This window comes from Novipirellula herctigrandis, assembly GCA_007859835.1.
In the GTDB taxonomy this organism is placed as follows: domain Bacteria; phylum Planctomycetota; class Planctomycetia; order Pirellulales; family Pirellulaceae; genus Novipirellula_A; species Novipirellula_A herctigrandis.
Window position 1 is genome coordinate 6126507 of record SJPJ01000001.1, and the last position, 23517, is coordinate 6150023.

Here is a 23517-nt window from a genome sequence, read left to right on the forward strand (position 1 = left end):
AGGGAGGGTGCGAAAAGTGGTTCAAAACCGGGGTTGCTCCCCTTTCGTTTCCACCGCGACTAAACGAAACTGCCCATTTAACCAGTTATTCGTTATTGATTTGCCATGAAATACGTGATTGTCATTCCTGACGGCTGTGCCGACGAGCCGATTGCGGCACTTGGCGGTCTTACGCCACTGCAAGCGGCCAATCTGCCTGCGATGGACCGCTTGGCCGCCGAGGGCATTTTGGCGGTTGCCAACAATACACCTGCTCACTTTCCCGCTGGCAGCGAGGTCGCGACCCTTTGCCTTTTGGGATACGACCCGAATGTCTACTTTACGGGCCGTGCTCCGCTGGAAGCCGCAGCCCAGGGAATCACTTTGGGCAAGAACGATTGGGCAATTCGCTGCAATTTGGTGACGATCCAAGACCAAACAATGGTCGATTTCACAGCGGACCACGTTTCGACCGAAGAAGCGACGGAGCTTCTCGGTATGCTGCAATCCGAACTGATCGGAAAAGCGGAAAATGATCCATTTCTTTCGCGGCTGGAATTCGTCCCTGGGGTGAGTTACCGAAATCTGCTGATTTACCGTGGCGACCAGAGCGTGACGCCGCCGTTTTCTTTGGATACTCGTGCCGAAGCGCCACACGACCTGACCGATTTGCCTGTGGCCGATGGTTTTCCTCGCGGTCCCGGCAGCGACTTGTTAGTACGGTTGATGAATGAATCGGCCGATCTCTTTGCTTCGCATCCGATCAATCAAAAGCGAATCGCCGCAGGCAAACGGCCCGTTACAAACATTTGGTTGTGGGGGCTAGGCGGTGCGCCGGATTTGCCGAGTATCCAAGAGCTGCACGGCGTCAAGGGTGCGATGATTACAGCCGTTGATTTGCTTCGTGGCATCGCCGCTCTCGTCGGATGGCCGCGTATCGAAGTCGAAGGAGCCACGGGCTATCTCGATACCGATTACGCCGCGAAAGGCTGCGCAGCGATCGATGCTTTGGAATCCTACGATGTGGTTTGTGTGCATGTCGAAGCACCTGATGAAGCGTCACATGAAGGACGCCATGACGCCAAAGTCAAAGCGTTAGAACAAATCGATAAACATATCGTTGGCCCCCTTGCCGAGGCTTTGGCAAAACACGGTGATCATCGCATCCTTGTAACGCCTGATCATCCGACGTTTTGCAGTACCAAGAAGCATACTCATGGTGTGGTTCCGCTGTTGATGACAGGCACTGGGATCACGCCCGATTCACAAACCACGTACGACGAAATGTCCGCAGTCGCCTCGGGAGAGCGTTTCGACCAAGGCTGGGACATGTTGGGCAAATTCATCAAGCGTTAAACTTTTCTAAAACTTCACCCTTCAGCCTTCAAACATTCTCTCATGTCACTGATTGTTCAAAAATTTGGCGGCACCAGCGTCGCGGACGTCGAAAAGATTCGTGCGGCAGCTCGTAAAGCGATCCGCGCTCAGAAACAAGGTCATCGCGTCGTTATGGTGGTTAGCGCGATGGGCAAGAACACCGATTTGCTTCTAAAACTTGCTGGCGATATATGCCAAACTCCACCCGCGCGCGAAATGGATATGCTGCTAAGCACCGGCGAGCAAGTCAGCGTTGCGCTGGTTGCGATGGCGATTCATGACCTCGGATCCAAAGCCGTTAGTTTGACCGGTGGTCAAATCGGAATGAAAACGGACGATAGTTTCAGCAAAGCACGCATTCAATCGATCTCGACCGATCGAATCGAGCGACTTCTTGACGATGGGAACATCGTTGTCGCGGCGGGATTTCAAGGGATTGATGACGATTTGAACATCACCACACTCGGCCGCGGCGGCAGCGATACGACTGCGGTTGCGCTGGCGAGTGTTCTCGGTGCAGATGCCTGTGAAATTTATACGGACGTTGATGGTGTCTACACGACGGACCCGCGACTATTGCCAGAGGCTCGTCGAGTCGACGTGATCAGCTATGACGAGATGCTGGAATTGGCCAGTCTCGGGGCTGGTGTGATGCATAGCCGCAGTATTGAATTTGCGAAGAAGTTCAATGTGCCGATTCATGTTCGAAGCAGTTTTTCGGATACCGAAGGAACCATGATCGTTGCGGAATCGGAATCCCAAATGTCGCCCGTTTGCGGCGCGGCAATGACCCCCGACGAAGCTCGCGTGACCGTGTTAGGCGTACCCGATGTTCCGGGGAAAAGCTTGCAAGTGTTGTCCGCGATTGCGGACAAGAAGATCGCTGTCGATATGGTCGTTCAAAATGTTGGACGAAAGGGGCGGGCCGATATCTCATTTACCGTTCGGCAAGAAGACTTGGAAACAACAATCGCTTCGCTGGAAAATGTTTTGCCAGTGGTCGGTGCAGATGCTGTCACCTTCGATGATCAAGTATCGAAAGTCTCCGTCGTCGGCATGAATATGGCCAGCCAAACTAATGTTGCGTCGACCATGTTTCGTGCGCTGGCCGATGCGAACGTGAACATCCAAATGATCACCACCAGCGAAATCAAAATTTCAACGCTCGTACCACGGGCTCAAGCGGGGGATGCACTTCGAGCGGTTCATCAAGTGTTCAACCTTCATGAAAAGCCAACGGACGCCAAGTCGTGGAGCCAAATCAAAGCCGAACGGGGCGAACGGGCCGATATCGATACGCTCGTGAGCCGATTACAAGACGATGCACTCGAAGCATTGACTTTGACGGGAATTTCACTAACAAAAGAGCAGGCTCGCGTGACGCTCTACGGCGTGCCGGATAAACCTGGTATCGCTGCGGATATGTTTGAAACCATTGGTGAAGCAAAGATCTTCGTCGATATGATCGTACAGGGTTACGACGGTGAAGATGGTTCCACAAGCGTTAGCTTTACCGTGAATCAGTCGGATTTGAAGAGCGGTCTCGAAGTGGCTGTGGCGATTCGCGAAAAGCATGGTATGCGAGATGTGCAAGACGGCAGCGATATCGCAAAGATCACTGTCAGCGGGATTGGTCTAAGAAGTCACACGAACGTTGCGACGGTGCTGTTCAAACAATTGACCGATCTCGGCATCAATATCGAAATGGTCGGCACGAGCGAGTTGCAGGTCAACGTGATCGTGAACGAAGAGAAATCCGACGCAGCACTCGAGCGACTGAGACAAGCGTTTGCCAGTTCGCTTGAGTGATCGGGGTGGGATTAACGCGAATCAATTACCCCGCTGCGGGTAAGAATGTTTTCCAACACTCGTAGCGTGGGTCTTCCATTGATTGAGCCAACATCGGATTGAAGCGGGGCTTCGATGGACGCGTCAACAATTGCATCCGCGCTTGCTGTGGCGTTCGGCCTCCTTTGCGACTGTTGCACCGCAAGCAACAGCAAACGATGTTTTCCCAAGTCGTCGGCCCGCCGTGTGATCGTGGGATCACGTGGTCGAGACTCAACTTGTTGGCCGGTTCGATGCGGCCACAATATTGGCAAGTGTGCTCATCGCGAGCAAACAGGTTCTTGCGATTGAAGCGAACCGTTTGTGTTGGCATCCGATCGAATCGCGTCAAGCGAACAATTCGCGGTACTCGTAGCTCAAAGCCCACGGCGCGAATGTAATCCTCGCCTGGTTGTTTTTCCAGAGATGTCAATTGACTCAGTTCACACCAAGATTCGAAGTCATAGCTAACGAATTGATCGTCTTCGTGGCTGATCACCTCAGCACACTGGCGATACAAAAGCGTAAAGGTTCGGCGTACGTTGACCACTCGAATCGCCATATAAAAGCGATTCAGAACCAGGACATTTGTGTCCAAAACACTGCTCTGCGACATTTTCAAGATCGTTCCTTCCGTCGTCTCTGCTAATCAGGGAGTCTTCTGAAGTGAATCTGTCGACCAACGAATTCGTTCGCCTACCGGCCGAGTCGTCATCACTAGTTTAATGAACCACGCAGTAATCGACTATAAGCGATAGACCACGCGTCCTTTTCCGACACGCGGTGGGCACGATCGGGTTCGCTAGCGGGCAGAAATGGCAAATCGATACGGATTTTTAGTCTTGTTGGGCCCGCTCGTGTAGAATCTTGGGCGTCAATCTATCGTGTATTTTTTGTGAATCCTTCATCAATGTTCCTGTTTAGCTTTGATTACGACCGCTGGCTTGGCTGGCTCGGACCGACCGGTGCGGTTCTGGCTGCGATCGTTTTGATACTGGTTTGTGTGATTGCTTGGGGAGCCAATTTGATGACACTTCCGGGGAATTGGATCTCGGTCGCAGCGATGGCGATTTACGCTTGGCTCGGTCCTTCCGAAGGTCGTTTGTCGATCGGCATGACACCCTTGATTTGCGCGTTTCTATTTGCATTATTCGGTGAAATTATCGAATTCGTCGCTGGAGCTGCAGGAGCCAAACGCGCCGGAGCAAGTCGGCGGTCGACGTTCTTTGCTGTGTTGGGCTCAATGGCGGGAGCCCTGACCGGAGCCCTGGTCGGCCTTCCTGTTCCCGTCGTTGGTCCCGTCTTGGCGGCGATTTTGTTCGGTGGTGTCGGCGCTACGGCTGGCGCCGTCTACGGAGAATGGACCGACGGCCGGTCATGGAAAGAGAGCTGGAACGTCGGGCATGCCGCGTTTTGGGGACGGACTTTCGGAACGCTAGGAAAGTTTCTCGCTGGATTGGCCGTTGTGCTTTCGGCGTTGGTAGGCGTGATTTGGTGAGTTGCAGGTCGATCAAACAGAGATCCCGCGAAGATGGCTGCTGGATTTTTTGGGGTTGCAAAAAAGGTCAACCGACAAGTCTGGCTCGCTGCGGTGAGACGCGAAATTCTTGAATGTGGCAACGGCGGGCTCAAAACAGCGGTGTGTTACAGGTCATTATGTTAAGCTAGTTAATTCGTAACCTTCACTTCATTCCGCTCACAGCTCTGCTAATGATGCTCCAGCGGATTTTGGGGATAGTGTCTGGTCATGACTAAGAACCTGCAACCAAAAAATCTTCGGAAAACAGACTCAGCTGTGGGTCGCGAAATCTTCCGGGAATTGACGAATGAATTTGTCCTTCGTGAATTTGCTCCAGCGACGGTATTGATTAACCAACGGTTCGAGGTCCTGTATGGCATGGGGCCTTTAGCCAAATATCTAGAAGTCCCGACAAGAGAATTGACCGGAAATATTTCGGTGGTGGCCAGACCCGAGCTGCGCGAAAAACTACTTGCAGCTTGTAGCCAATCCATTCGAGAAAATGGATTGGTGAGCGATTCGTGTGCTCGCGTCAACCGAGACGGAATGCTCGTCCATTGCACTCTTACCGTACGCCCCGTAACCGCACCTCCTGAAGCCAAAGGTTTGATGTTGGTCACGTTTGCTGACCAAACAGTCGGCCAGTCGCCGCAGTTAGAAACAACCGTGGATGGAATCGGAGGTGTAAAAGAGGAACGCCAAACGCCTACTGAAGACATCATTTCGATGAACGAGGAATTGGAAACGCTCCGCGGTCGATCGCGAGCCATTTTGGCTTCGCTTTCTGCGCACATCGCTGTGGTAGACCGTGATGGAGTTATCGTGGCAGTGAACCCGGCGTGGAAAAGGTTCGCTGACCAGAACTTCGGAACCGAGGAGCAGTGCGGCGTCGGAAGCAATTATCTTGATGTTTGCGTGAATGCTTCTGACAATCACGGGAGCGGTGGTGACGCAACACAAGTTGTTACAAAATTAAGGCAGTTGTTAGCTGGAACGATCGATGAATTCACAATGGAGTACCCCTGTCACTCCGTAACCGAAAAGCGTTGGTTCATCATGCACGCGACGCCTTTAGACTATGAACAACGGGGAGCGGTCATATCCCACATCAATATTACGGAGCGGAAACAAGCCGAAATTGCGCTGCAAGAGAGCGAACAACGATTGCGGGCCATTTTGGATACAGCATCCGATTCGATTGTGACAATCGATCATCAGGGTAAAATTGAGTGTGTCAATCATGCGACGGAGTTGATGTTTGGCTATGACAAAGAAGAAATAATTGGCCAGAACGTCGCTGTACTGATGCCGCAAGCGCACCGTGAAAAACATGACGACCACATTCGACATTATTTGGATACAGGTGTTGCAAAAGTTGTTAACAGCTTCCGAGAAGTTGTTGCGTTTCGTAAAGATGGATCGACGATCCCAATCGAGATCGCCCTTAGCGAAGTCGATGGTTTGAACCTCTTCACAGGGATTCTACGCGACATCACCGAAAAGAAGCGTCTAGAAGAACGCATTTTGCAAACCGCAACTGACGAACAGCAGCGAATTGGACAAGAACTGCATGATGGAACGCAGCAAGAGCTAACGGGATTGTCTCTATTTCTTGGCACCGTGCTTAGCATTCTTGACAATGCATCGCAACACAATTCAGGCGAACGAGTCACATGGAGATTGACCGATGACGATTTTTCCATGCTCCAGCAGACCATTTCCAAACTGACGGACCGACTAAAGGAGACGATTCAACACGTCCGCGAACTATCGCACGGTATTATGCCAGTGCAAATTGACAACGAAGGCCTTCGATCGGCGCTAGCGGATCTTGCTGCCACCAACGATTCCCAGAAGCATTTCTCTTGTCGATTTATCAGCTCCGGTGACATCACTATCTCAAGTAATACGATTGCGAATCAGCTTTACCGGATTGCACAAGAAGCATTAAGTAATGCTTTAAGACACGCAAATGCCGATCACGTTTTGATTTCACTTAAGGGGGAAAATAACACGATCGTTTTGGAAATTAGCGATAACGGTGTCGGCATCGATTCATCGATATCAGATCGTCTTGGTACGGCAAGTGCAGGGTTCGGCTTGCGTATCATGAGTTATCGTGCGAACTCGATTGGAGGTGTGTTCCATATTGAACGCAACGGTGACCGTGGAACCATGGTACGGTGTGCGGTTCCAGTCCAAGGGTATCAAAATGACGACACCTAAGTTTCGGGCGAGGATCCTGGTGGTGGACGATCATCCGATGGTACGAGAAGGCTTAGCGATGCGTGTTTCGTCCCAAAGTGATTTAGAGATATGCGGGGAGGCGTCGGCCGAAGATGAGGCTTTCGACTTGGTAAAGCAGGTATGCCCGGATTTGTTGATTGTGGATATCGCGTTGAAGAAGGGAAACGGCATCGAATTGATCAAGCGGGTTCATGCGATGAACCCGGCAGCGAAGATGTTGGTGGTGTCGGCATACCAAGAAACACTCTACGCCGAACGAGCTTTGCGAGCTGGCGCACTTGGCTACCTTAATAAGCAGGAATCGAATGAAAAAGTCATCGAGGCCATTCGAACGGTTCTGCGTGGCCAGCGTTTTGTTAGTGAACGTCTGATGCAGCGGTTGGTAACTCAAGCACTGGGTAGCCACGCAGCAATGGAGGATCCTATCGAGCAACTTACCGATCGAGAGCTCGAAGTGTTTCGGCTAATCGGACAAGGTTTTACCAGCGGAACGATTGCGGAACAGCTATTCCTAAGCACACACACCATTGACAGTCATCGCGAACATCTCAAACGCAAGCTGAACGTGAAATCGGCGACGGAGCTGAATCGGCTAGCTGTTCAATGGTCACTCGAAAACGCCTGATAGTGGTTTGTTGCGCTGCGCAGGAAATTGTGTTGGATTCTGAATAAACGGAAATACTATTCCGTATGTCGCATTGCGCCGCGGATCGTTGATAGCGACGAATTGCGACAGTTTGGCACAGTGACGGTGGAATTGTGTCAGAACGTCTCAGTTGCAACGTCTGTCTTCTTGATGATTGCCTTTTTCGTTTTCTTTCATAAGGGCATCGCTGATGGCATTCACATGAATCGACTCGGAGGTGTCTTTTTCGGTTGTTCCCTCGGTGAGAATCGGATTGTGATGCCGCTATTGAAGGCACAGTATATACAGCGGCAAACACAGCATATACAGCGGCAAACACCGTTCCTCACCTGCACTTCATCAAACCCGAGGATCGGGGCGAAATCACTTGTGGTTGGGTTCTTATGTTCTCAATAGCACTCCACTGACTTTGTCCGTCTGGTTGGTCAAACGAAAAAGGCCGTTCGCAACGTTGCGAACGGCCAAATCGACTTTGGGGAGTCTTTTGAGGCAAAGTTCCGTTAAGCCTAATAACGGGTTTGGAACTGGCCGTAGAAGAAGTCCGCATCGGCATCATTGCCAGCCGCTGCCGGCATGATTCCTGGGGTGTCATAGTAGTCACCGCCCGCGAAGTGCGAATAGCCCAGTAACACATTGTTGCGTGGATTCAAGTTGATGTTGAACAGCACGTCGATTTCGTGGCCGAGGTCTTTCGACTCTGCTTGTGTCGTGCTGTTGTAAGGAGTCATCACGACACTATAGGGTGTGGTATCTTCAACCATTCGGAAGTAGTGATACCAAAGCACAAGCGAAATCTTCTTTGTCAGCGGCGCGGTTGTTAGCACGTTGAAATCGTGCAAGTTGCGACGGCCAAACAAGTCCATGAACCCGTTGTATTTGTGTGCCAAGGGGAACAAGTGATCGTAACCGCCATCGCCACGGCCGACTTGGTTGAAGTCGTCTTCACCCGAAGCATAGTCGTAGTACGCCCAAATCGTTGGACTCACTAAATTTGACTCGTACTTACGTCCCAACCCCGCGGTAAAGAAACCTGCTTCATGACTACTTGCCGTTGCATCTTCACCAAATTGGAACGCACCTTCAAAGTCATAGAGCATGCCACTATCCGTTTTACCCACAACGCGGCTGCCGATTGTGTGCTGGCTAAAGCCCACGGTGTGGTTGTCATAACCGAGGTAGTAGGCATCGAACACACCCGTCGGGGTTCCTTTTTGCGAAGCATAAACTCCATAAAATTGCTGATTCGTGTCGCTGACGTCTCCGCCGGTTGGATCGACTGGAACGAACTCGGTCCAGAAAGCGTCAACCGATGTGTCGCCATTTTGATAGAGCATTCGAACGCCCTCGAATGTGCGACGAGTGTTCGCCCAATCGAGAGGCGACACCGTACGTTGTGCCCCGAAAAGTAGTTCTTGACGACCTGCCCGAGCGGTCAACTTTTCGGACCCGCTATCGATCAGCTTTATATCGACGAACAAGTTGAGTACGTCCATATCATTTTCTTCGATCGGACGTGGGGTAAATGTTTCACCCATGGAATTGGCGTCAAGCACTTCACCGTAGACCCGAAAGGTGTCGTTGATCTTCCAATCCGCGTAAAGTCGTTGGCGGCTAAGCCAAAAATTGTCATCCTTGCCAGTAATGCCCACGCCACGGTGGTTTCGTTCGTTGTGATATCTGAAACGTGTTTCCCCACCCACGCTAAGTTTTCCGATCGGCGTGTTCATGTCCTTTAAGGAGTCGCCGAGCAAAGCGGGACCATTGTAACATGGATCCGTCAAATACGAAAAATCATTCGCGTAGAAGAGGCCACCAAAGGCAGATTTCATCTTAGCGGTCGCCGCTTCTTTTCTCTTCTTTGTGCAACAGGTTGTGTTACAACAGTTGCATGAAGGTGACGGCGTGGCATTCTGGTAAGTCGGTGCCTGTGGTGTCGCGACGGACTCTTGCATCGCGACCGGTTGAGGTGCTTGGGCAGGTTGGGGATTCGCTTCTTGCATTGCAACGGTCTGGACGACTACCGTTTCAAGCCCTGTCTCCACAAACGCATCGTTCGCAACAAGGTTGACGGAGCCGATCAGTGTGGCTGCTATGGCCGGAGCAACTGAGGCGAATACAAAACGCCCTTGGCGTTGTGGAAATGGATTCATGTTATGGCAATCCTTAGTTTGGTCTGATTGTTATCAAGCCAAGGTTGATACGAGGCTGATCGGTGCATGCGTCCACTGAACCGGCTGTAATGGAACACTGTCTGCTACACACTGTCTGCTGACTGTCGAGATATCGACAATCATGCGTAAATCGCAGCACCAAACCGAATTGAATAAAAGCCCTGGCCGAGACTTTCGGCTTTAGCGGCAAGACAATCGAATCAATCAGCAAACTCGATTGTGAGATGAAGCGGAATGAAAAGCTTAGTAGACGTCCCGGTGGTATCGGCCGTCTGCGGCCAGTTGTTTCACGAACGCCTTAGCTTTTTCTGCCGTCATTTCGCCGTGCAATGCCACGAGATCACAAATGGCACAATCGACATCTTTTGCCATCCGTGATGCATCACCGCAAACGTAAAAACTCGCTCCTGATTGCAGCCATTGCCAAATCTCGGCACCGTTTTCCTGCATTCGGTCTTGCACGTAGACCTTGCTCTTACCGTCACGGCTAAAGGCAGTGTCTAATCGTGACAACATGCCCGATTGCTGGTACTCGCGCAGTTCCGATTCGTACAGGAAATCAAACGCTTCATGCTGATCACCAAAGAATAGCCAGTTTTTTCCCGGTGCTTTGGTCTCAGCTCGCTCCTGTAAAAATGCGATAAACGGGGCGATGCCCGTTCCGGGACCAACCATGATCATCGGCTGGTTTGGATCCTCAGGGGTGGTGAAGCCGGCATGATTAGGTTGCACAAACACTCGCACCGTTTGATCGCTCTTGACCCGTTCGGCTAGCATCGTACTAGCGACCCCTTTTCGCACCCGCCCTTCACGTTCGAAGACGACTTTGCCAATCGTCAAATGAACCTGATCGCCAACGCATTTCCTACTGCTGGCAATCGAATAGAGTCTTGGGTTGAGCGGTTCGAGTGTTTCCAATATTTCGGTCGGTGTTACCGTCGCTGGGCCTGCAATTTCAAGGACATCGAGCACGTCAAAACCATCCGGGACACCCTCTTCAAGCATCAATGCCAATGTCTTTTTCGAATTTTCATTAGCCACGCGATCAACAAGCAATTCAATCAGTTCGTCACTCGGGTCTTTTAAACAACAATCGTTGCACAATGCTTGCACTAGTGTTTTGCGATTGCGGAGTGGCGTCGTCACCGTCGCGTTTGGATCAGCAGCCAATTGACTGACGATTAGATTGGCAAGTTCCTCGCAATTGGTTGGGTAAACTCCTAAAGCATCGCCAACTTTGTAAGTCAAGTTGGATCCACTCAGGTCAATTACAACATGTCGGGTGTCCTTTGCCGAACCCTCTAGGTTCAAGGGACGCGATTCAATCAGTTTCGCCTCGAATGGATTTTGCCGAGAATATACTGGCTTGTCATTCGAGGTAAGATTGCTAGTTACGACTCGATCTTTCCCATTGGCATTTTTAGGCGACGCATTCGATTCGGCAATTAGCCTTTTGATTGATTGTTTCGTTTCTTTTCCACCCGGACTGCAAAGTGTCAGATTGGTTTCCTCACCCGATGCAATTGCTTCACCATAGGTTTGGCAAAGATAGCCGCACGAACCACAGTCAAGCTGTGCCATAGACGCCATCAATTTCCGCTCGAGCGGTTTGTCTTTGGCTAGATCCATTCGGTCAACAATCGGTAGTGTTGGGTCATGCCATGGAAAATCTTCCTCGTCGACCGCAGTTGGCGGAGTGATACCGAGTGCCGTGGCTGTTGCGGCGGCACTCATACCAGATTGCATACCCGCCAAACCCGCGAAAAAACCATTGAGCCACGCACGTTGTTCTTCGTTAAATGGAGCCGATTCGGGAATAAAGCTTGACATAAATGAAAGTGAAAGATTCGAAGGATGAAGTATGAAAGTGGATTGGTTAGAACTCGGCGCTGGGGTTTTAGCTTTGGCATGTGGCGAGTCGAACTTTGCTGAGTTCTTCGTCGCTATGACGGCGAGTGAAGTCGACGAAGCTTTCTTGGGCCTTTCGATCTTCCAAATAGTGCGCAATAAGCGATGCAATTAGCATCGGAATCTCGTCGAAGACGACCGATTGGAAAATTTCGCGGCCAATTCCTTGCCGTGCTCCCCAGCCGCCACCAAGGACGATGTGGTAGCCGTCGACCATGTCGTCACCTTGTTCGACTTTGCACGCGATTAGCCCGATGTCTCCGATGTAATGCTGCGCACAACTGTGATGGCATCCGGTAAAATGAATGTTGATCGGCACATCCAATTCGAACAGCGATTCCAAATGCCTCGCTAAAACCATCGCATTGGCTTTCGTGTCTGCACCCGCAAATTTGCAGCCTGCGCTGCCGGTACAGGCAACCAACCCTGCTTGAAACGCAGTTGCCTGCCAATCCAAACCGCACGCTTCAATCCGTGCTTTGACGGCGTCGATATCAGCGGAGGCAATGTTTGGAATGATGAGGTTCTGCCAAACGGTTAATCGGATTTCGCCGTTACCGAATTCGTTCGCAATCGCGGCCAAATGGCGAGCTTGATCGGACGTCATTCGCCCAACCGGAAATACGACGCCGACGTAGTGACAATCGGTTTGCCGTTGCGAGTGAAAACCAACATGGGCAACGCGATCTTCGTTGTCGACACAGGTCAACTTGTCTTTCGGAACTCGCCGCAATGTTCGTCCATATTCCTCTTCAACGACCGTCAGAAACTTATCGAAACCCCAATCGTCGAGCACATATTTTAGTCTCGCCTTCTTGCGATCAGTCCGGTCGCCGTTTTTGACAAAGACTCGCAAAATCGCTCCTGCCACCTCGACCGCCTCATCGGCTGTCAAAAGGACGCCAGTGTCACGAGCGAAATCCTTGTGACCAGTGATCCCTCCTAGCGTCAATTGAAAATAGACACCTGAAGACAAATCCGTGTCGGCGTTTTCCTCTGTCACGCGAGCGGCTCGGAAACCGATGTCGTTGGTATCATCGAGCGATGCAATCCGGCCCCCAGCATCAAACGCGATATTGAATTTTCGTGGCAAACCAAACACTTCGCGATGATTCAAAATGTAGTGGTGCATTCGCTTGGCAAGTGGAATCGTTTCAATGAGTTCATCGGGATCAATTCCAGACAAACAACTTGCCGTACAGTTGCGGACATTATCACCGCCGCTACCTAGGCTTATTAAATCCAATTCGCGGATTCCGTACAAAACACTGCGTGCTTGATCCGCTTGGATTTCGCGAAGTTGCAAGTTTGCGCGGGTTGTGATGTCGATATAGCCTCCTGCTGATTTGTCCGCTAAATCAGCCAGTCCGGCGAGTTGCCAAGCATGCATCAATCCACCCGGAATGCGGAGTCGCATCATGTAGGCGTTTTGGTTGGGAGCGACATGAAACATGCCGTGAAATTTGTGCAGAAATACGTCCGTACCTTTTGGGAATTCGTTCGCGTCACTTCGGCTGATAATTTCATCCCACATGTCGAGCGGGTTCTTTTCGCGTTTTGCCTTTTCTTCGTTGCAAAGCTTCTTGCCTTCGGCGATGACGGCATCTTGTGCTTCGTATGCGATCCGTTCGGGACCATAAGGAATCGCTTGTCCGTCCAGGTTTGCCGCACCACCGCCGATGGTCAGCGAAGAACCAAGTCCACCGACGCTACCGGAAACAACCGGCAAACCGCTGACCGCTCGAGCAACATCGTGGCCCATCGTGAAGCCGGCCAAATACTGTTTTTGCTCTTCGCTAAAGCTCATTGAATGTTTTCTCTCTCTACGGGGTTCCGAGCGGATGCCGGTTCAATGGAAACCGCGCAATCTTTGTAACTGGGTTGTCGGCTATAAGGGTCAAAATGGGAAAGGGTCAAATGGTTGGTCTCCGTGTAATGCATCGGCATGAAGACTTGCCCGGAAGCGACGGTGGGGGTTACAAACGCGGTTGCTGTCGCCTTGCCACGTCGAGATCGAATCACAAGCGGATCGCCGTTGCTCACGTTCATTGACGCTGCGTTCGCAGGATTGATTTCGATATATGCTTCGTTCGGATACAGTTGCCTCAGTACAGGGCTTTTGTTTGTCCGTGTTTGTGTGTGCCATTGGCTGACCGTACCACGCCCAGTCAATAACCAGAACGGATAATCATCGCACGGTGGTTCCGGCACGGGAGTGATTGCGTCGACAATCAAACGCGCTTTGCCATCTTCGTAAAAGAACACACCGTCACCAAATAGCCGCCGTTGCTGTTCGGGTTCGAACCCGTTGTTGTCCTCGGATGACCAAGGCCACTGGATGCCTCCGCACGCATCGATTTGTTCGTAACCATCGATGCCGGAAACGTCACAGGGGCGACCCGCACTGAGCCTCTGCATGATTCGGAACACCGCTTCGGGATCTGTCCATTCGGCGAACATTTCGCCAACACCCCAATAGTGAGCGATGCCGCGAAAAATCTGAAAATCCGCTAACGCCTCACCCGGCGCTTTACATACCTTCTTGAGCAAGCCGTAACGTCGCTCGCTGTTGATGAACGTGCCTTCTTTCTCACCCCATCCTGCCGCCGGCAAAACCAAGTCCGCATGTTTGACTGTGTCCGCAGAATCGTACATGTCTTGCACAACCAAAAAATCAAGTTGGTCGAGCAGTTCGCGAGCCCCCTTTTGGTCAATCCAACTATGCGCGGGGTTGGTTGCAATTACCCATAAGCCACGAATTTTTCCGGCTCGGATCCCATCAAGAATTTGGTCATAAGCTAGGCTGTTTTGATTGGGGATTCGATCGATATCAATGTCTAAAATTTCGGCAACTTCGCGGCGATGATCGTCGTTTGTGAAGCTGCGATGACCGAGCAAGTTGGTGGTGTTGCTCCACAATCGTGAACCCATCGCATTACATTGGCCCGTAATGCTATTCGCACCCGTTCCCGGGCGACCAATGTTGCCGGTCATCAGCGCAATATTGATCATTGCTTGGGCTGTACGCGTTCCCTCGTAGCTTTGGTTCACCCCCATCGTCCACCACAGCGAAACCGCTTTGCCGCGGCCGATCTTTTCTACCACTCGTCGCAATTGGACTGAGTCAACACCGGCTTGCGGAGCCACGTCGTCGATCGGAAAATTGGCAACGTGATTGCGAAGTTCTTCAAACCCTTTGGTGTGCGCATTTACAAAGGCCTCGTCGACGTAGCCTTGCTTGATTAGTTCGTTGGTGATTGCATAGAGTAATTGCAGATCATATTTGGGCCGCAATTGCACGTGTTCGGACGCAGCCATCGCCGTTTCCGTGCGGCGTGGGTCGAGCACGATGATGTCCGGATTGTTTTTGTTCCGCAGCACACGTTCCCACATGATCGGATGGCCGATGCAAGGGTTCGAACCCACAAATACAAGACAATCGCTTTGCTCAAAGTCATCATAAGTATACGGTGGTGCATCGAATCCAAAAGATTCTTTATAAGCCGTCACCGCCGTCGCCATGCATTGCCGGGTATTGCCGTCGCCATGCAATAGGTTCATTCCAAATTTGGCTAACGCACCAAGAAACGTCATCTCTTCGGAGGGAATTTGGCCTGTCGAAACAAACGCCACTGATTCGTTGCCATGCTCGGCTTGAATCTGCTTGAATCCTTCGCAAAATCGGCGAAACGCCTCGTCCCAAGAAACCTTGACAAAATCTCCATTGGTATCGCGGATCATTGGTGCGGTCGCGCGCTCATCACTGTCGAGAACACGAAGTGCCTCCCAGCCCTTCGGACAAGCCATGCCTAGGTTAACTGGGTAATCCGTCTCTGGCGTTAAACCGACTGCTTCGCCATCGCGAATGTGCAAACGCAATCCGCATCCGGTCGCGCAGTAACCGCACGTGGCCGTCGTGGTTGTGTCGGCTAGAAGCGACGCAGGCGTCATCCCGAGTCCATGTTGACCCGGTTGCAATAATAGCTCGCGAGTCATCTCTCCGTCGCGACGTTGCAACAGCGTCGGCAGTTCGAAAGTGCGTGTCGCCTTGGCATGCTGCGTCTGACTGCCATCGTTCGGTTTGGATTGAGTAGTACTCATCGGTTCCTGTTCCTTCGCAACATTATTTCAGAGTTCCTGGCATACGGTCGTAGACGACTGACATGAAATACAGCAAACGTTCAGTGCCTTCACTGGCCAGTACCAACGCACTTGTTATGACACAGGCCGCAAACGTGGTCCAAGCCGACGCACCGAGTGTTCCAATGACCAATGTCGAGACGATTGTGCAAGCGACTGACGCAACCCCCGATCCAAGTCTCAGACTTCGAAGTTTTGGCAATTTGTTTCGCGTCAACGCACGACAGCGACGATCCAACGGGGTATCGGTCTCGCGTGTGTTTCCCAGGTAAACACGCCTTTCCCAAACCAGTTTTGCCGTCGCCGCGATCGCGGAAAATACCATTCCCAGCATTGCAAATGCCGTGATGAAAGCAGCGTCAATCTCTGCAAGCGTTATCGTGCCAACGATGGCCGTCACCGCAAATACAATTCCCCCGATGATCGTTGTGCCACCACAACGCAATAGAGTTCGCGAGTGCCGCCATAGTTGGCGTTTGGTCGCAATGTAGATCATGGCACTGCAATAAAGCCCCATCAAACCGATTGGAATTGAGATGCCGAGCATCAATTTTCCAGCCCAAGAGGGAACGTAAATCGCAACGAGTTCGGTGATCGAATCAGGCAAATAGGATTGCGACATTGGCAGCCAAAGCAGTCCGACCGCCGCAGTCAACGCTCCGACATATTTCCCAAGTATCACCGCTTCGCGACTGAGCCAACTCGTGCGAAGGCCCAAGAAAATTCGCCAACTTCGAAGCGGTTGACCCAAGTGCAGTGGTGCAAGATTGAGTCCGACTCCTCCGACGATGAGTGCGACTGTGGCAACGACGCTCGTGATTGCAAGCGGCATGGAGGAATGACTCAGCCATAATCCAAATGCGATTACTCGTTCACCGATCAGCATTCCGACGCTCAGCTGCGTTGCGACCAACAACGCTGCCAATGGCCAATGGCTTTCGGCAACCTCATCCATTCCCGCATCTTGTGGCAAGCCAAGTTGGTCGCCACGACTTGTCAAGTAAACCGTTGTTGGATTGGTGATGCTTGAGGAGGGAGCACCGGGTGCGAGCGAATCCGATGGATCGGTCGAGTGTTTCGCGTCACGGTCAACAATGCGAATGCGAATCGCTTCATTCGGACAGGACTGCACACACGCCGGAGCCTCGCCAACCGAAAGCCGGTTGTGGCACATGTCGCATTTGCGAACAATCCCGAGCCGCTTGCTATATTTGGGGACCTCGTAAGGACACATCATCGTGCAATATTTGCATCCGATGCATTGATCGTCCAAATGGCGAACGATCCCCGTTACCGAATCCTTTTCATAAGCTTTGACGGGGCATCCGCTTAAACATCCGGGATCCTCACAATGGTGGCACGCGGTCGTAACGTGTTGGATTGCAACGGGCAAAGCAGCGGTGTTTGTATCAGGGACTTCACTGATAGTTTGGCCAATCGTGACCGTTCCAACCTGACGCCAAGTTTCGTTGTCTTCCAAGCCGTTTAGTGTGTGGCAAGCGACGACGCATGCTTTGCAACCGCTACAGGAATCGAGATCCACTTCAAATGCAAATTGTTGGTTTTCACTTGGCGCCGTCGCCGGTACCAATGAACGGTAGTACTTTGCTTGAACGGGGCCATCGGCCAACTCGGTTTCGTCAAGTTGTGCATCATGAAGTTTGCTGAATCTTTCAACAGCCGTTAGTTGTTGCTGCTCTCCAATAAGCATTCCAACGAGGTCGAATGCCTGATCGTTGGAGGGGTCCCAATCAAGTGGTCGTAGTTCATTTTCTGTAATCGTTGTAGACATCCGCCGAATCGGCTCCTTAGAAAAGCAACGTGACGAAGCTGTCGAGCCGTGAACCGCGATACTGCGGAATTGCCATGCCACTTTTGGGGACATTTGCGTCTGAATTGCACTGGCGACCGAACATCAATGCGTCGGGGTTGTCCGTGCAGACAGCGCCACCGGTGTCGTGAAGAAGCCTAGCCCAACCGTCATCAATCCCAAGTTTGGTGCCCGCCACCAGCGAGGCTTCGTCGTCGAATCCGATGTAGGAGCCGCCAAGCAGTTCAAAACACTCATCACTGCGTTGCCATACCTCAAAGCCGCGGGCAATGGGTGAGCGGTGCGAACTAATTAACACCACACTGGCAATGAAATCCTCGTTGATCACCGGAATTCCGATCGCCGTTTGCAGAAGATCGGCCGAAGCACCTGCGGCACGCAAGAAACCCGGGTGGTTACTCAAGTCGTCGTGAATGACGCCCATGCGTTTGCCCCACACTTGACCGGGCAATCCGTTGCCGCACTCGAAACGGACAAACGAACTGACATTTTGAAATCGCTCCATTCTTCCGTAGTAGCCATCAGCCAATGCCAATTCGTCATACAGGCCGATTGGTTGCCAAATCTCAAAAACACCAACCGGTTCGCACTCGTCCGCAGCGTCGGAGGAATCGTTCATGGCGACGAATACCACGATCGAAACCAATTCGCCTTCACGATAAATTGGTATGGAAATCGCCGCGGCCGCGTTGCTCGGCAAGCGACTTGTGTCTTTCTCGACCATCGCTCGCGACTGGGCAGCTGTACGTGAAGCCAAATCGTCAACCGATTGATGTCCGGTCGAGCTTAAACGACCGTCTCGAACGTCGATCGCAAAAGCGTCCGACAGAAAACAGTTTGTGGGAAGGCATAAATTGGAAACAGATGTCATGATCACGTGGGGGCTAATGAATGCGGATTAAGCGGGAGCCAGACAGCTTTGTTCTTCCTGGTCTCTAGAGGCTTCTCGCTTGGCAGCATCCGTTTTGAGTTTCTTGTGGTCCTGTTCTTCGAGGAATCCGATCATGTCACCACGGATGTCGTAGTAGGCGTTGTGTTCGAGAACTTCGGTTCGGTTGCGAGGGCGTTCGAAAGGGATGTCGATGAGTTTGCCGACGCGCGCCCTTGGTCCGTTGGTCATCATCACGACTCGGTCGCTCATAAACAGCGCTTCATCGACATCGTGCGTGATCATCATGGTGGTGACTTTGTCTTGGACCAAAATCTCAAGCAACACCTCCTGTAATTCCATCCTCGTCAGCGAATCGAGCATGCCGAACGGTTCGTCAAGCAGCAACATTTTGGGGCGGAGTGCAAACGCACGAGCGATTCCAACACGTTGCTGCATCCCCTGGCTCAAATCAGCAGCACGGGTGTGCAGACTGTTTCCGAGTCCCACCAGTGTCAGATAATATCCCGCCATATCGCGGCGTTCTGATTTCGATGCATGAGGATAGACTTGATTGACCCCTAGCATGACGTTGTCCATGGCCGTCATCCAAGGCATCAAACAGGGGGACTGGAACACCACGCCACGATCTGGTCCGGGGCCATCGATTTCTCGGTTTTCGACGACCACACCGCCCGTCGTAATGGGATTAAGTCCAGCGACCATCGTTAAGACGGTGCTCTTACCGCACCCGCTATGGCCGAGCAGGCAAATGTACTCACCTTGTGTCATGTTCAAGTTGAATTCTTCAACGATGATTGCGGGGCCGTTGGGAGTATCGTAAGTTTTTCCGAGATTGAAAATCTCGATATAGCCAGGCATGTGATTCTCTTTCTTGTTGGGCGTTGTGGCCTGCGATTTACAGCTGGGTGCGTCCGGAAAGTGACAAGTCTTTGGGGCTGATATTCGGACGGTCGATACGAACTTGGGTTGACTGTGCCGCTTCGTCGCGACGTGATTTTTGCCGTACTGCGACTAAGTAATTCGTGACGGCATTGCGGAGTTGCTTGAACCGTTCGTTGTGGTTCAACTCCGTTTTGTTTCGTGGTCGATCGAGTTCAACGGTAAACGCAGGGCCGAGATTGGCACTTGGTCCTGGATTAAGCGGCACGATACGATCTGCAACCAAGATTGCCTCATCCACATCGTTGGTAATCATTAAGCACGTCTGCCGCTCTTCTTCCCAAATCTTCAGGATTTCGTCCTGCATCACGCTACGGGTTAATGCATCGAGTGCAGAAAGAGGCTCATCGAGAAGTAGTACTTTGGGTTTCATGGCCAAGGTGCGAGCGAGCGAAACTCGCTGACGCATTCCACCGGACAACTCATGAGGGCGACGGTGAACCGCGTGAGTCAGACCAACCATTTCGATGAATTTGTCAACGTGTTCGTGTCGTTGGGCTCGGCTCCAATGACGAAAGACTCGATCTACCGACAACGCAATGTTGCCGCGAACGGTCAGCCACGGCAGCAGCGAGTAATTTTGGAAAACCAGTCCGCGGTCGGGGCTCGGTCCGGTGACAACTTCCTCATTCATCGTGATTTCGCCTGAATCAGGACGAATCAATCCTGCAAGCAATTGGGTCAAAGTGGTTTTGCCGCTGCCGGAGAATCCGACCACTGCCAAGAACTCTCCATCGCGGAGGTTCATGTTGATGCCCTTGAGCACTTCGTTTCGAGTCGCTCCACTGCCGTAGCCTTTCGAAACATTTCGCAGCGTCATCATCGGCTTCGGCGCCGATGACTCCGTGTGAATGACTCTCGCTTCCGCGTCAGTGCGGGACATCGTTGTTGTGGGGGAAATGATTGCGTTCATCCGTTTTGTTCTCTGTGGTTTTGTCGCGTCTAGGAAGATGTTCGCATATCAACCGGCGGGACTTGGGTTGCCGAAGCTGACAAGGTTTCGCAAACAAATCATGATGCGATCCAGCAGTAAACCGATCAGCCCGATGATGATGACACTGAACGCAATACGCGCGAATGTTTGGCTGCTGCCGTTTTGGAATTCATCCCAAACGAATTTGCCTAAGCCGGGATTCTGAGCCAACATGTCGGCAGCGATGAGGACCATCCACCCGACCCCAAGACTGATTCGCAAACCGGCGAACATCAGCGGAAGGCTGGCGGGTAAAATGATCTTGAAAAGTTGTTGTGACCAGGAAAGCTTCAATACTTTGGCAACGTTCATATAGTCTTTGTCCACGCTGGCAACACCGAGCGTTGTGTTTACAAGCGTTGGCCAAAGCGAACAAAGCGAAACGGTGACAGCAGAGATCAGGAACGCTTTTTCAAACCAATTCGTTGCCGGATCTGATCCCGTGTAGGCCCAAATGATGATAAGCCCTGCAAGCGGTAACCAAGCCAAAGGACTAACGGGTTTGAAAACTTGAATGAACGGTGTCAGGGCCGCGTTGAACCAAGGACTCATTCCGCATAGTACGCCCAAAGGAACGGCGATCAATGTCGCGATCGCGAATCCAAAAAACACCGTTTTCAAGCTCGTGATAATTTGGTCGACAAACGTCGGAGCACTTGATGGAACGAAATTAGCGGCTCGAACCGCTTCTTGTTTGTAGGCCATAGCCGTTACAAGTAGCTCTGTTTTTTTGTTGCCGCTTGCGTTCGTGGCGGCTTGCTCAAGCACGCGAGCTTTGGCCATCGCCTGGATAGCGCTGCCCAGCTTTTTTTGCCGCATTGCCAAGTCTGCTTCCTTTTGTGCAAAGTGCATCTGGAAAAGCTCAACGCCTGCGTCGAAGGTCGCTTTGGGACCCGGCAATTGTGCGCTGCCGGTGACAACCGTTCTCGCCGCCATAGACCATAAGCCGATGAAGATGCAAACGGTGAAAATCGGCAAGAGCAAAAACTTGGCAATGCCTGCCATTTGTTCTTTTGGATCCTCGCCAGCCGCTAAGCGAACGAATGGTTCGAGGACCGGGAGTCCAGCAATGTTGCAAAATTTGAGTGCTTTACTGCGAAAATTCATAAGGAACGGCTTGGAAAGTGGAATAGAGCAAGAGGGAGAGTAGTGCATGAATAACAAATCGATGTGGCAGAGAGTTCCAGCAAAAAACTGCAAAGTCTCAGCCGCACCAGCCGCATTGGCCCGGTCTATTCTTTGTTTCCGATCTCGAAACGCGAGAGGTAACCAAGTGGGTCTTTTCCGTCATACGTTGTTCCGTCGATGAATTCATCGCTCGGTGTTCGATAGCCGTCATAATCGGGGGCTGGGATTTCCTTGGGATCGATTTTCCCTTCGCTAATTAACATGTCGGCTGCGATGCGATAGATATCAGGCCGGTAAACTTTTTTGGCCGTTTCGGCGTACCACTCCGCTGATTTTGCTTCGGTAATTTGCCCCCAACGTCGCATTTGCGTCAGAAACCAAACACAATCGCTATAGTGCGGGTAGGTCGCGTTGTACTTGAAGAAGACATTGAAGTCGGGCATCGGGCGGACATCGGTTTTCTGAAAGACGAAGGTGCCTGTCATGCTATTGTCGATGACATCTTCATCGGCTCCGACGTAATCCTTATTGCTGAGGATTTTGCAAGCTTCTTGTCGGTTGACGAAGTTGCCCTCGGTATCGATTTCGTCAAGCCATTTGCCTGCCCGCATTAGAGCTTTGACAACAGCGATGTGAGTATTCGGATTCTTGTCGTTCCATTGTTTTGTAACGCCAAAAACTTTCTCTGGATTGTTCTTCCAAATGTCGTAGTTCGTTGTCACTGGAACACCAATGCCTTTCACAACGGCTTGTTGATTCCAGGGTTCGCCGACGCAGTAACCGAAGATCGTGCCGGCTTCGAGCGTTGCAGGCATCTGCGGCGGAGGCGTGACCGAGAGCAACACGTCCGCGTTTTGCATCCCGGTGATGTCTTGCTCGGTGTACATGCCGGGATTGATTCCAGCAGCTGCTAGCCAGTAGCGGATTTCGTAATTATGCGTACTGACGGGAAATACCATTCCCATCGAAAATTCTCTTCCTTCCTGCTTGTACTTTTCAACGATTGGCTTCAAGGAAGCTGCGGTGATGGGATGTTGCGGCGTCGCTGATTTTAGGGTGGGATCGTTCTCCTGCATTTGTTCCCAGATCGCATTGCTAACGGTGATGCCATTGCCGTTGTAGTCGAGGCTGTACGCCGTGATGATGTCTGCTTTTGTCCCAAATCCGATCGTTGCGCCAATTGGCTGCCCGGCCAACATATGAGCGCCGTCGAGCTGTCCGTCAATCACGCGGTCTAGCAAAACTTTCCAGTTGGATTGAGACTCGACTTCGACATTCAAACCCTCGTCCGCGAAAAAGCCTTTCTCTTTCGCAATGACGAGCGGTGCGCAGTCGGTAAGTTTGATGAATCCGAATTTCAGGTCGCGTTTTTCTAGATCCGCCTCTTTGTCTGAACTTGCCATCAAAGCATCCGCGTCCATCTCAGACATGTCTACTTTCGCAGCAGCAGCCTCAAGATCCGCAAGGGTGATGTCGCCCGACGAGCACCCGACGAAAGAGAGAGGCACAATCGCAAAGGCTGCGGCGAGCCACCGAGTTTTTAGGAGAAACTTTGGACCGAATTGAAATGGCACGCTTGAAAATCCTCGTTGTGATTGTGTACAGCGACCGTCCTACGAGTGAACAATCGCTTGGCACGTGCCAACGCATTCGATGGGCCAAACTCTCAGGGGGGGCGTATTTTGCTTTCGTAATGGGGGGCGATGGCACGTAGTAAAATCGTGGGTGCGACAATCTGCCCCACTGGCGTTGGTGCGTTTTTTCTCAACTAGGGTGTGTTTCTTGGATTGGGATGTCTTGCTGAACACGGATTGAGCACACTTGCCTGTTGATTGGGCAGTTGCCTAGGGGCACAGGGCTCTAGCCCGGATTATTCACGGCCGCTGCTTCGCGGGGTGATTGGCAACTGAATTGGGTTGAGTTGGTGTAACCGTGGCTGC

Annotated in this window: 17 protein-coding genes; 6 read left to right on the plus strand and 11 right to left on the minus strand. The window is 51.7% G+C overall.

The window, feature by feature from the left end; translation table 11 throughout:
- Positions 1–105 precede the first annotated feature (105 nt).
- The gene (locus tag CA13_RS22440) at positions 106–1335 is read left to right on the plus strand and encodes a cofactor-independent phosphoglycerate mutase (RefSeq protein WP_146400468.1); all 1230 of its coding nucleotides are present in this window, start codon (positions 106–108) and stop codon (positions 1333–1335) included.
- Positions 1336–1377: 42 nt separating this feature from the next.
- The gene (locus CA13_RS22445; protein ID WP_146400471.1) at positions 1378–3165 is read left to right on the plus strand and encodes an aspartate kinase; all 1788 of its coding nucleotides are present in this window, start codon (positions 1378–1380) and stop codon (positions 3163–3165) included.
- 25 nt (positions 3166–3190) lie between these two features.
- On the opposite strand, the gene CA13_RS22450 is transcribed toward CA13_RS22445, so the two are convergent.
- Positions 3191–3799 carry an HNH endonuclease gene (locus CA13_RS22450; protein WP_146403834.1) on the minus strand — a complete coding sequence of 203 codons (609 nt, stop codon included), beginning with the start codon at positions 3797–3799 and terminating at the stop codon, positions 3191–3193.
- Between the two features lie 279 nt (positions 3800–4078).
- Between CA13_RS22450 and CA13_RS22455 the strand changes: the two genes are divergently transcribed.
- The 3 genes from CA13_RS22455 to CA13_RS22465 all read left to right on the plus strand — a co-directional run bounded on the left by CA13_RS22455 (position 4079) and on the right by CA13_RS22465 (position 7574).
- On the plus strand, positions 4079–4681 hold the full coding sequence (locus CA13_RS22455) for a DUF456 domain-containing protein (RefSeq protein WP_419194701.1): 603 nt from the start codon (positions 4079–4081) through the stop codon (positions 4679–4681).
- Positions 4682–4930: 249 nt separating this feature from the next.
- Complete coding sequence (locus tag CA13_RS22460) at positions 4931–6928, plus strand: PAS domain-containing sensor histidine kinase (protein WP_146400473.1); 1998 nt, start codon at positions 4931–4933, stop codon at positions 6926–6928.
- Positions 6915–7574 (plus strand): response regulator, encoded by a 660-nt coding sequence (locus CA13_RS22465; protein ID WP_146400475.1) that lies wholly within the window; start codon positions 6915–6917, stop codon positions 7572–7574. The genes CA13_RS22460 and CA13_RS22465 overlap by 14 nt, the downstream gene beginning before the upstream one ends.
- A gap of 527 nt (positions 7575–8101) precedes the next feature.
- Here the strand turns inward: CA13_RS22465 and CA13_RS22470 are convergent.
- From CA13_RS22470 to CA13_RS22515, 10 genes are all read right to left on the minus strand, one after another.
- Complete coding sequence (locus CA13_RS22470) at positions 8102–9745, minus strand: alginate export family protein (protein ID WP_419194702.1); 1644 nt, start codon at positions 9743–9745, stop codon at positions 8102–8104.
- A 264-nt stretch (positions 9746–10009) separates the two neighbouring features.
- Complete coding sequence (locus CA13_RS22475) at positions 10010–11596, minus strand: sulfite reductase subunit alpha (RefSeq protein ID WP_146400477.1); 1587 nt, start codon at positions 11594–11596, stop codon at positions 10010–10012.
- A 67-nt stretch (positions 11597–11663) separates the two neighbouring features.
- Complete coding sequence (locus tag CA13_RS22480; protein WP_146400479.1) at positions 11664–13481, minus strand: NirA family protein; 1818 nt, start codon at positions 13479–13481, stop codon at positions 11664–11666.
- Positions 13478–15775 carry a molybdopterin oxidoreductase family protein gene (locus CA13_RS22485; protein ID WP_146400481.1) on the minus strand — a complete coding sequence of 766 codons (2298 nt, stop codon included), beginning with the start codon at positions 15773–15775 and terminating at the stop codon, positions 13478–13480. The genes CA13_RS22480 and CA13_RS22485 overlap by 4 nt, the downstream gene beginning before the upstream one ends.
- A gap of 22 nt (positions 15776–15797) precedes the next feature.
- A complete protein-coding gene (locus CA13_RS22490) occupies positions 15798–17606 on the minus strand; it encodes a DmsC/YnfH family molybdoenzyme membrane anchor subunit (protein ID WP_146400483.1) in 1809 nt (602 codons plus the stop codon).
- Between the two features lie 16 nt (positions 17607–17622).
- The gene (locus CA13_RS22495) at positions 17623–18516 is read right to left on the minus strand and encodes a GAF domain-containing protein (protein ID WP_146400485.1); all 894 of its coding nucleotides are present in this window, start codon (positions 18514–18516) and stop codon (positions 17623–17625) included.
- Positions 18517–18543: 27 nt separating this feature from the next.
- Positions 18544–19395, minus strand: a complete 852-nt coding sequence (locus tag CA13_RS22500) for an ABC transporter ATP-binding protein (protein WP_146400487.1) — start codon at positions 19393–19395, stop codon at positions 18544–18546.
- 37 nt (positions 19396–19432) lie between these two features.
- On the minus strand, positions 19433–20359 hold the full coding sequence (locus CA13_RS22505) for an ABC transporter ATP-binding protein (protein ID WP_146400489.1): 927 nt from the start codon (positions 20357–20359) through the stop codon (positions 19433–19435).
- A 78-nt stretch (positions 20360–20437) separates the two neighbouring features.
- The gene (locus tag CA13_RS22510) at positions 20438–21556 is read right to left on the minus strand and encodes an ABC transporter permease (RefSeq protein ID WP_146400491.1); all 1119 of its coding nucleotides are present in this window, start codon (positions 21554–21556) and stop codon (positions 20438–20440) included.
- 125 nt (positions 21557–21681) lie between these two features.
- On the minus strand, positions 21682–23085 hold the full coding sequence (locus tag CA13_RS22515) for a CmpA/NrtA family ABC transporter substrate-binding protein (RefSeq protein WP_473087511.1): 1404 nt from the start codon (positions 23083–23085) through the stop codon (positions 21682–21684).
- 59 nt (positions 23086–23144) lie between these two features.
- Here CA13_RS22515 and CA13_RS35490 point away from each other — a divergent pair, with 59 nt between their 5' ends.
- Positions 23145–23291, plus strand: coding sequence for a hypothetical protein (locus tag CA13_RS35490; RefSeq protein ID WP_419194703.1), 147 nt, complete (start codon positions 23145–23147; stop codon positions 23289–23291).
- The last annotated feature ends 226 nt before the right edge of the window (positions 23292–23517 follow it).

Coding starts and splice junctions, on each gene's coding strand:
- CA13_RS22440 (WP_146400468.1), top strand. CDS start 106: ATGAAATACGTGATTGTCATTCCTGACGGCTGTGCCGACGAGCCGATT.
- CA13_RS22445 (WP_146400471.1), top strand. CDS start 1,378: ATGTCACTGATTGTTCAAAAATTTGGCGGCACCAGCGTCGCGGACGTC.
- CA13_RS22450 (WP_146403834.1), bottom strand. CDS start 3,799: ATGTCGCAGAGCAGTGTTTTGGACACAAATGTCCTGGTTCTGAATCGC.
- CA13_RS22460 (WP_146400473.1), top strand. CDS start 4,931: ATGACTAAGAACCTGCAACCAAAAAATCTTCGGAAAACAGACTCAGCT.
- CA13_RS22465 (WP_146400475.1), top strand. CDS start 6,915: ATGACGACACCTAAGTTTCGGGCGAGGATCCTGGTGGTGGACGATCAT.
- CA13_RS22470 (WP_419194702.1), bottom strand. CDS start 9,745: ATGAATCCATTTCCACAACGCCAAGGGCGTTTTGTATTCGCCTCAGTT.
- CA13_RS22475 (WP_146400477.1), bottom strand. CDS start 11,596: ATGTCAAGCTTTATTCCCGAATCGGCTCCATTTAACGAAGAACAACGT.
- CA13_RS22480 (WP_146400479.1), bottom strand. CDS start 13,481: ATGAGCTTTAGCGAAGAGCAAAAACAGTATTTGGCCGGCTTCACGATG.
- CA13_RS22485 (WP_146400481.1), bottom strand. CDS start 15,775: ATGAGTACTACTCAATCCAAACCGAACGATGGCAGTCAGACGCAGCAT.
- CA13_RS22490 (WP_146400483.1), bottom strand. CDS start 17,606: ATGTCTACAACGATTACAGAAAATGAACTACGACCACTTGATTGGGAC.
- CA13_RS22495 (WP_146400485.1), bottom strand. CDS start 18,516: ATGACATCTGTTTCCAATTTATGCCTTCCCACAAACTGTTTTCTGTCG.
- CA13_RS22500 (WP_146400487.1), bottom strand. CDS start 19,395: ATGCCTGGCTATATCGAGATTTTCAATCTCGGAAAAACTTACGATACT.
- CA13_RS22505 (WP_146400489.1), bottom strand. CDS start 20,359: ATGTCCCGCACTGACGCGGAAGCGAGAGTCATTCACACGGAGTCATCG.
- CA13_RS22510 (WP_146400491.1), bottom strand. CDS start 21,556: ATGAATTTTCGCAGTAAAGCACTCAAATTTTGCAACATTGCTGGACTC.
- CA13_RS35490 (WP_419194703.1), top strand. CDS start 23,145: ATGGCACGCTTGAAAATCCTCGTTGTGATTGTGTACAGCGACCGTCCT.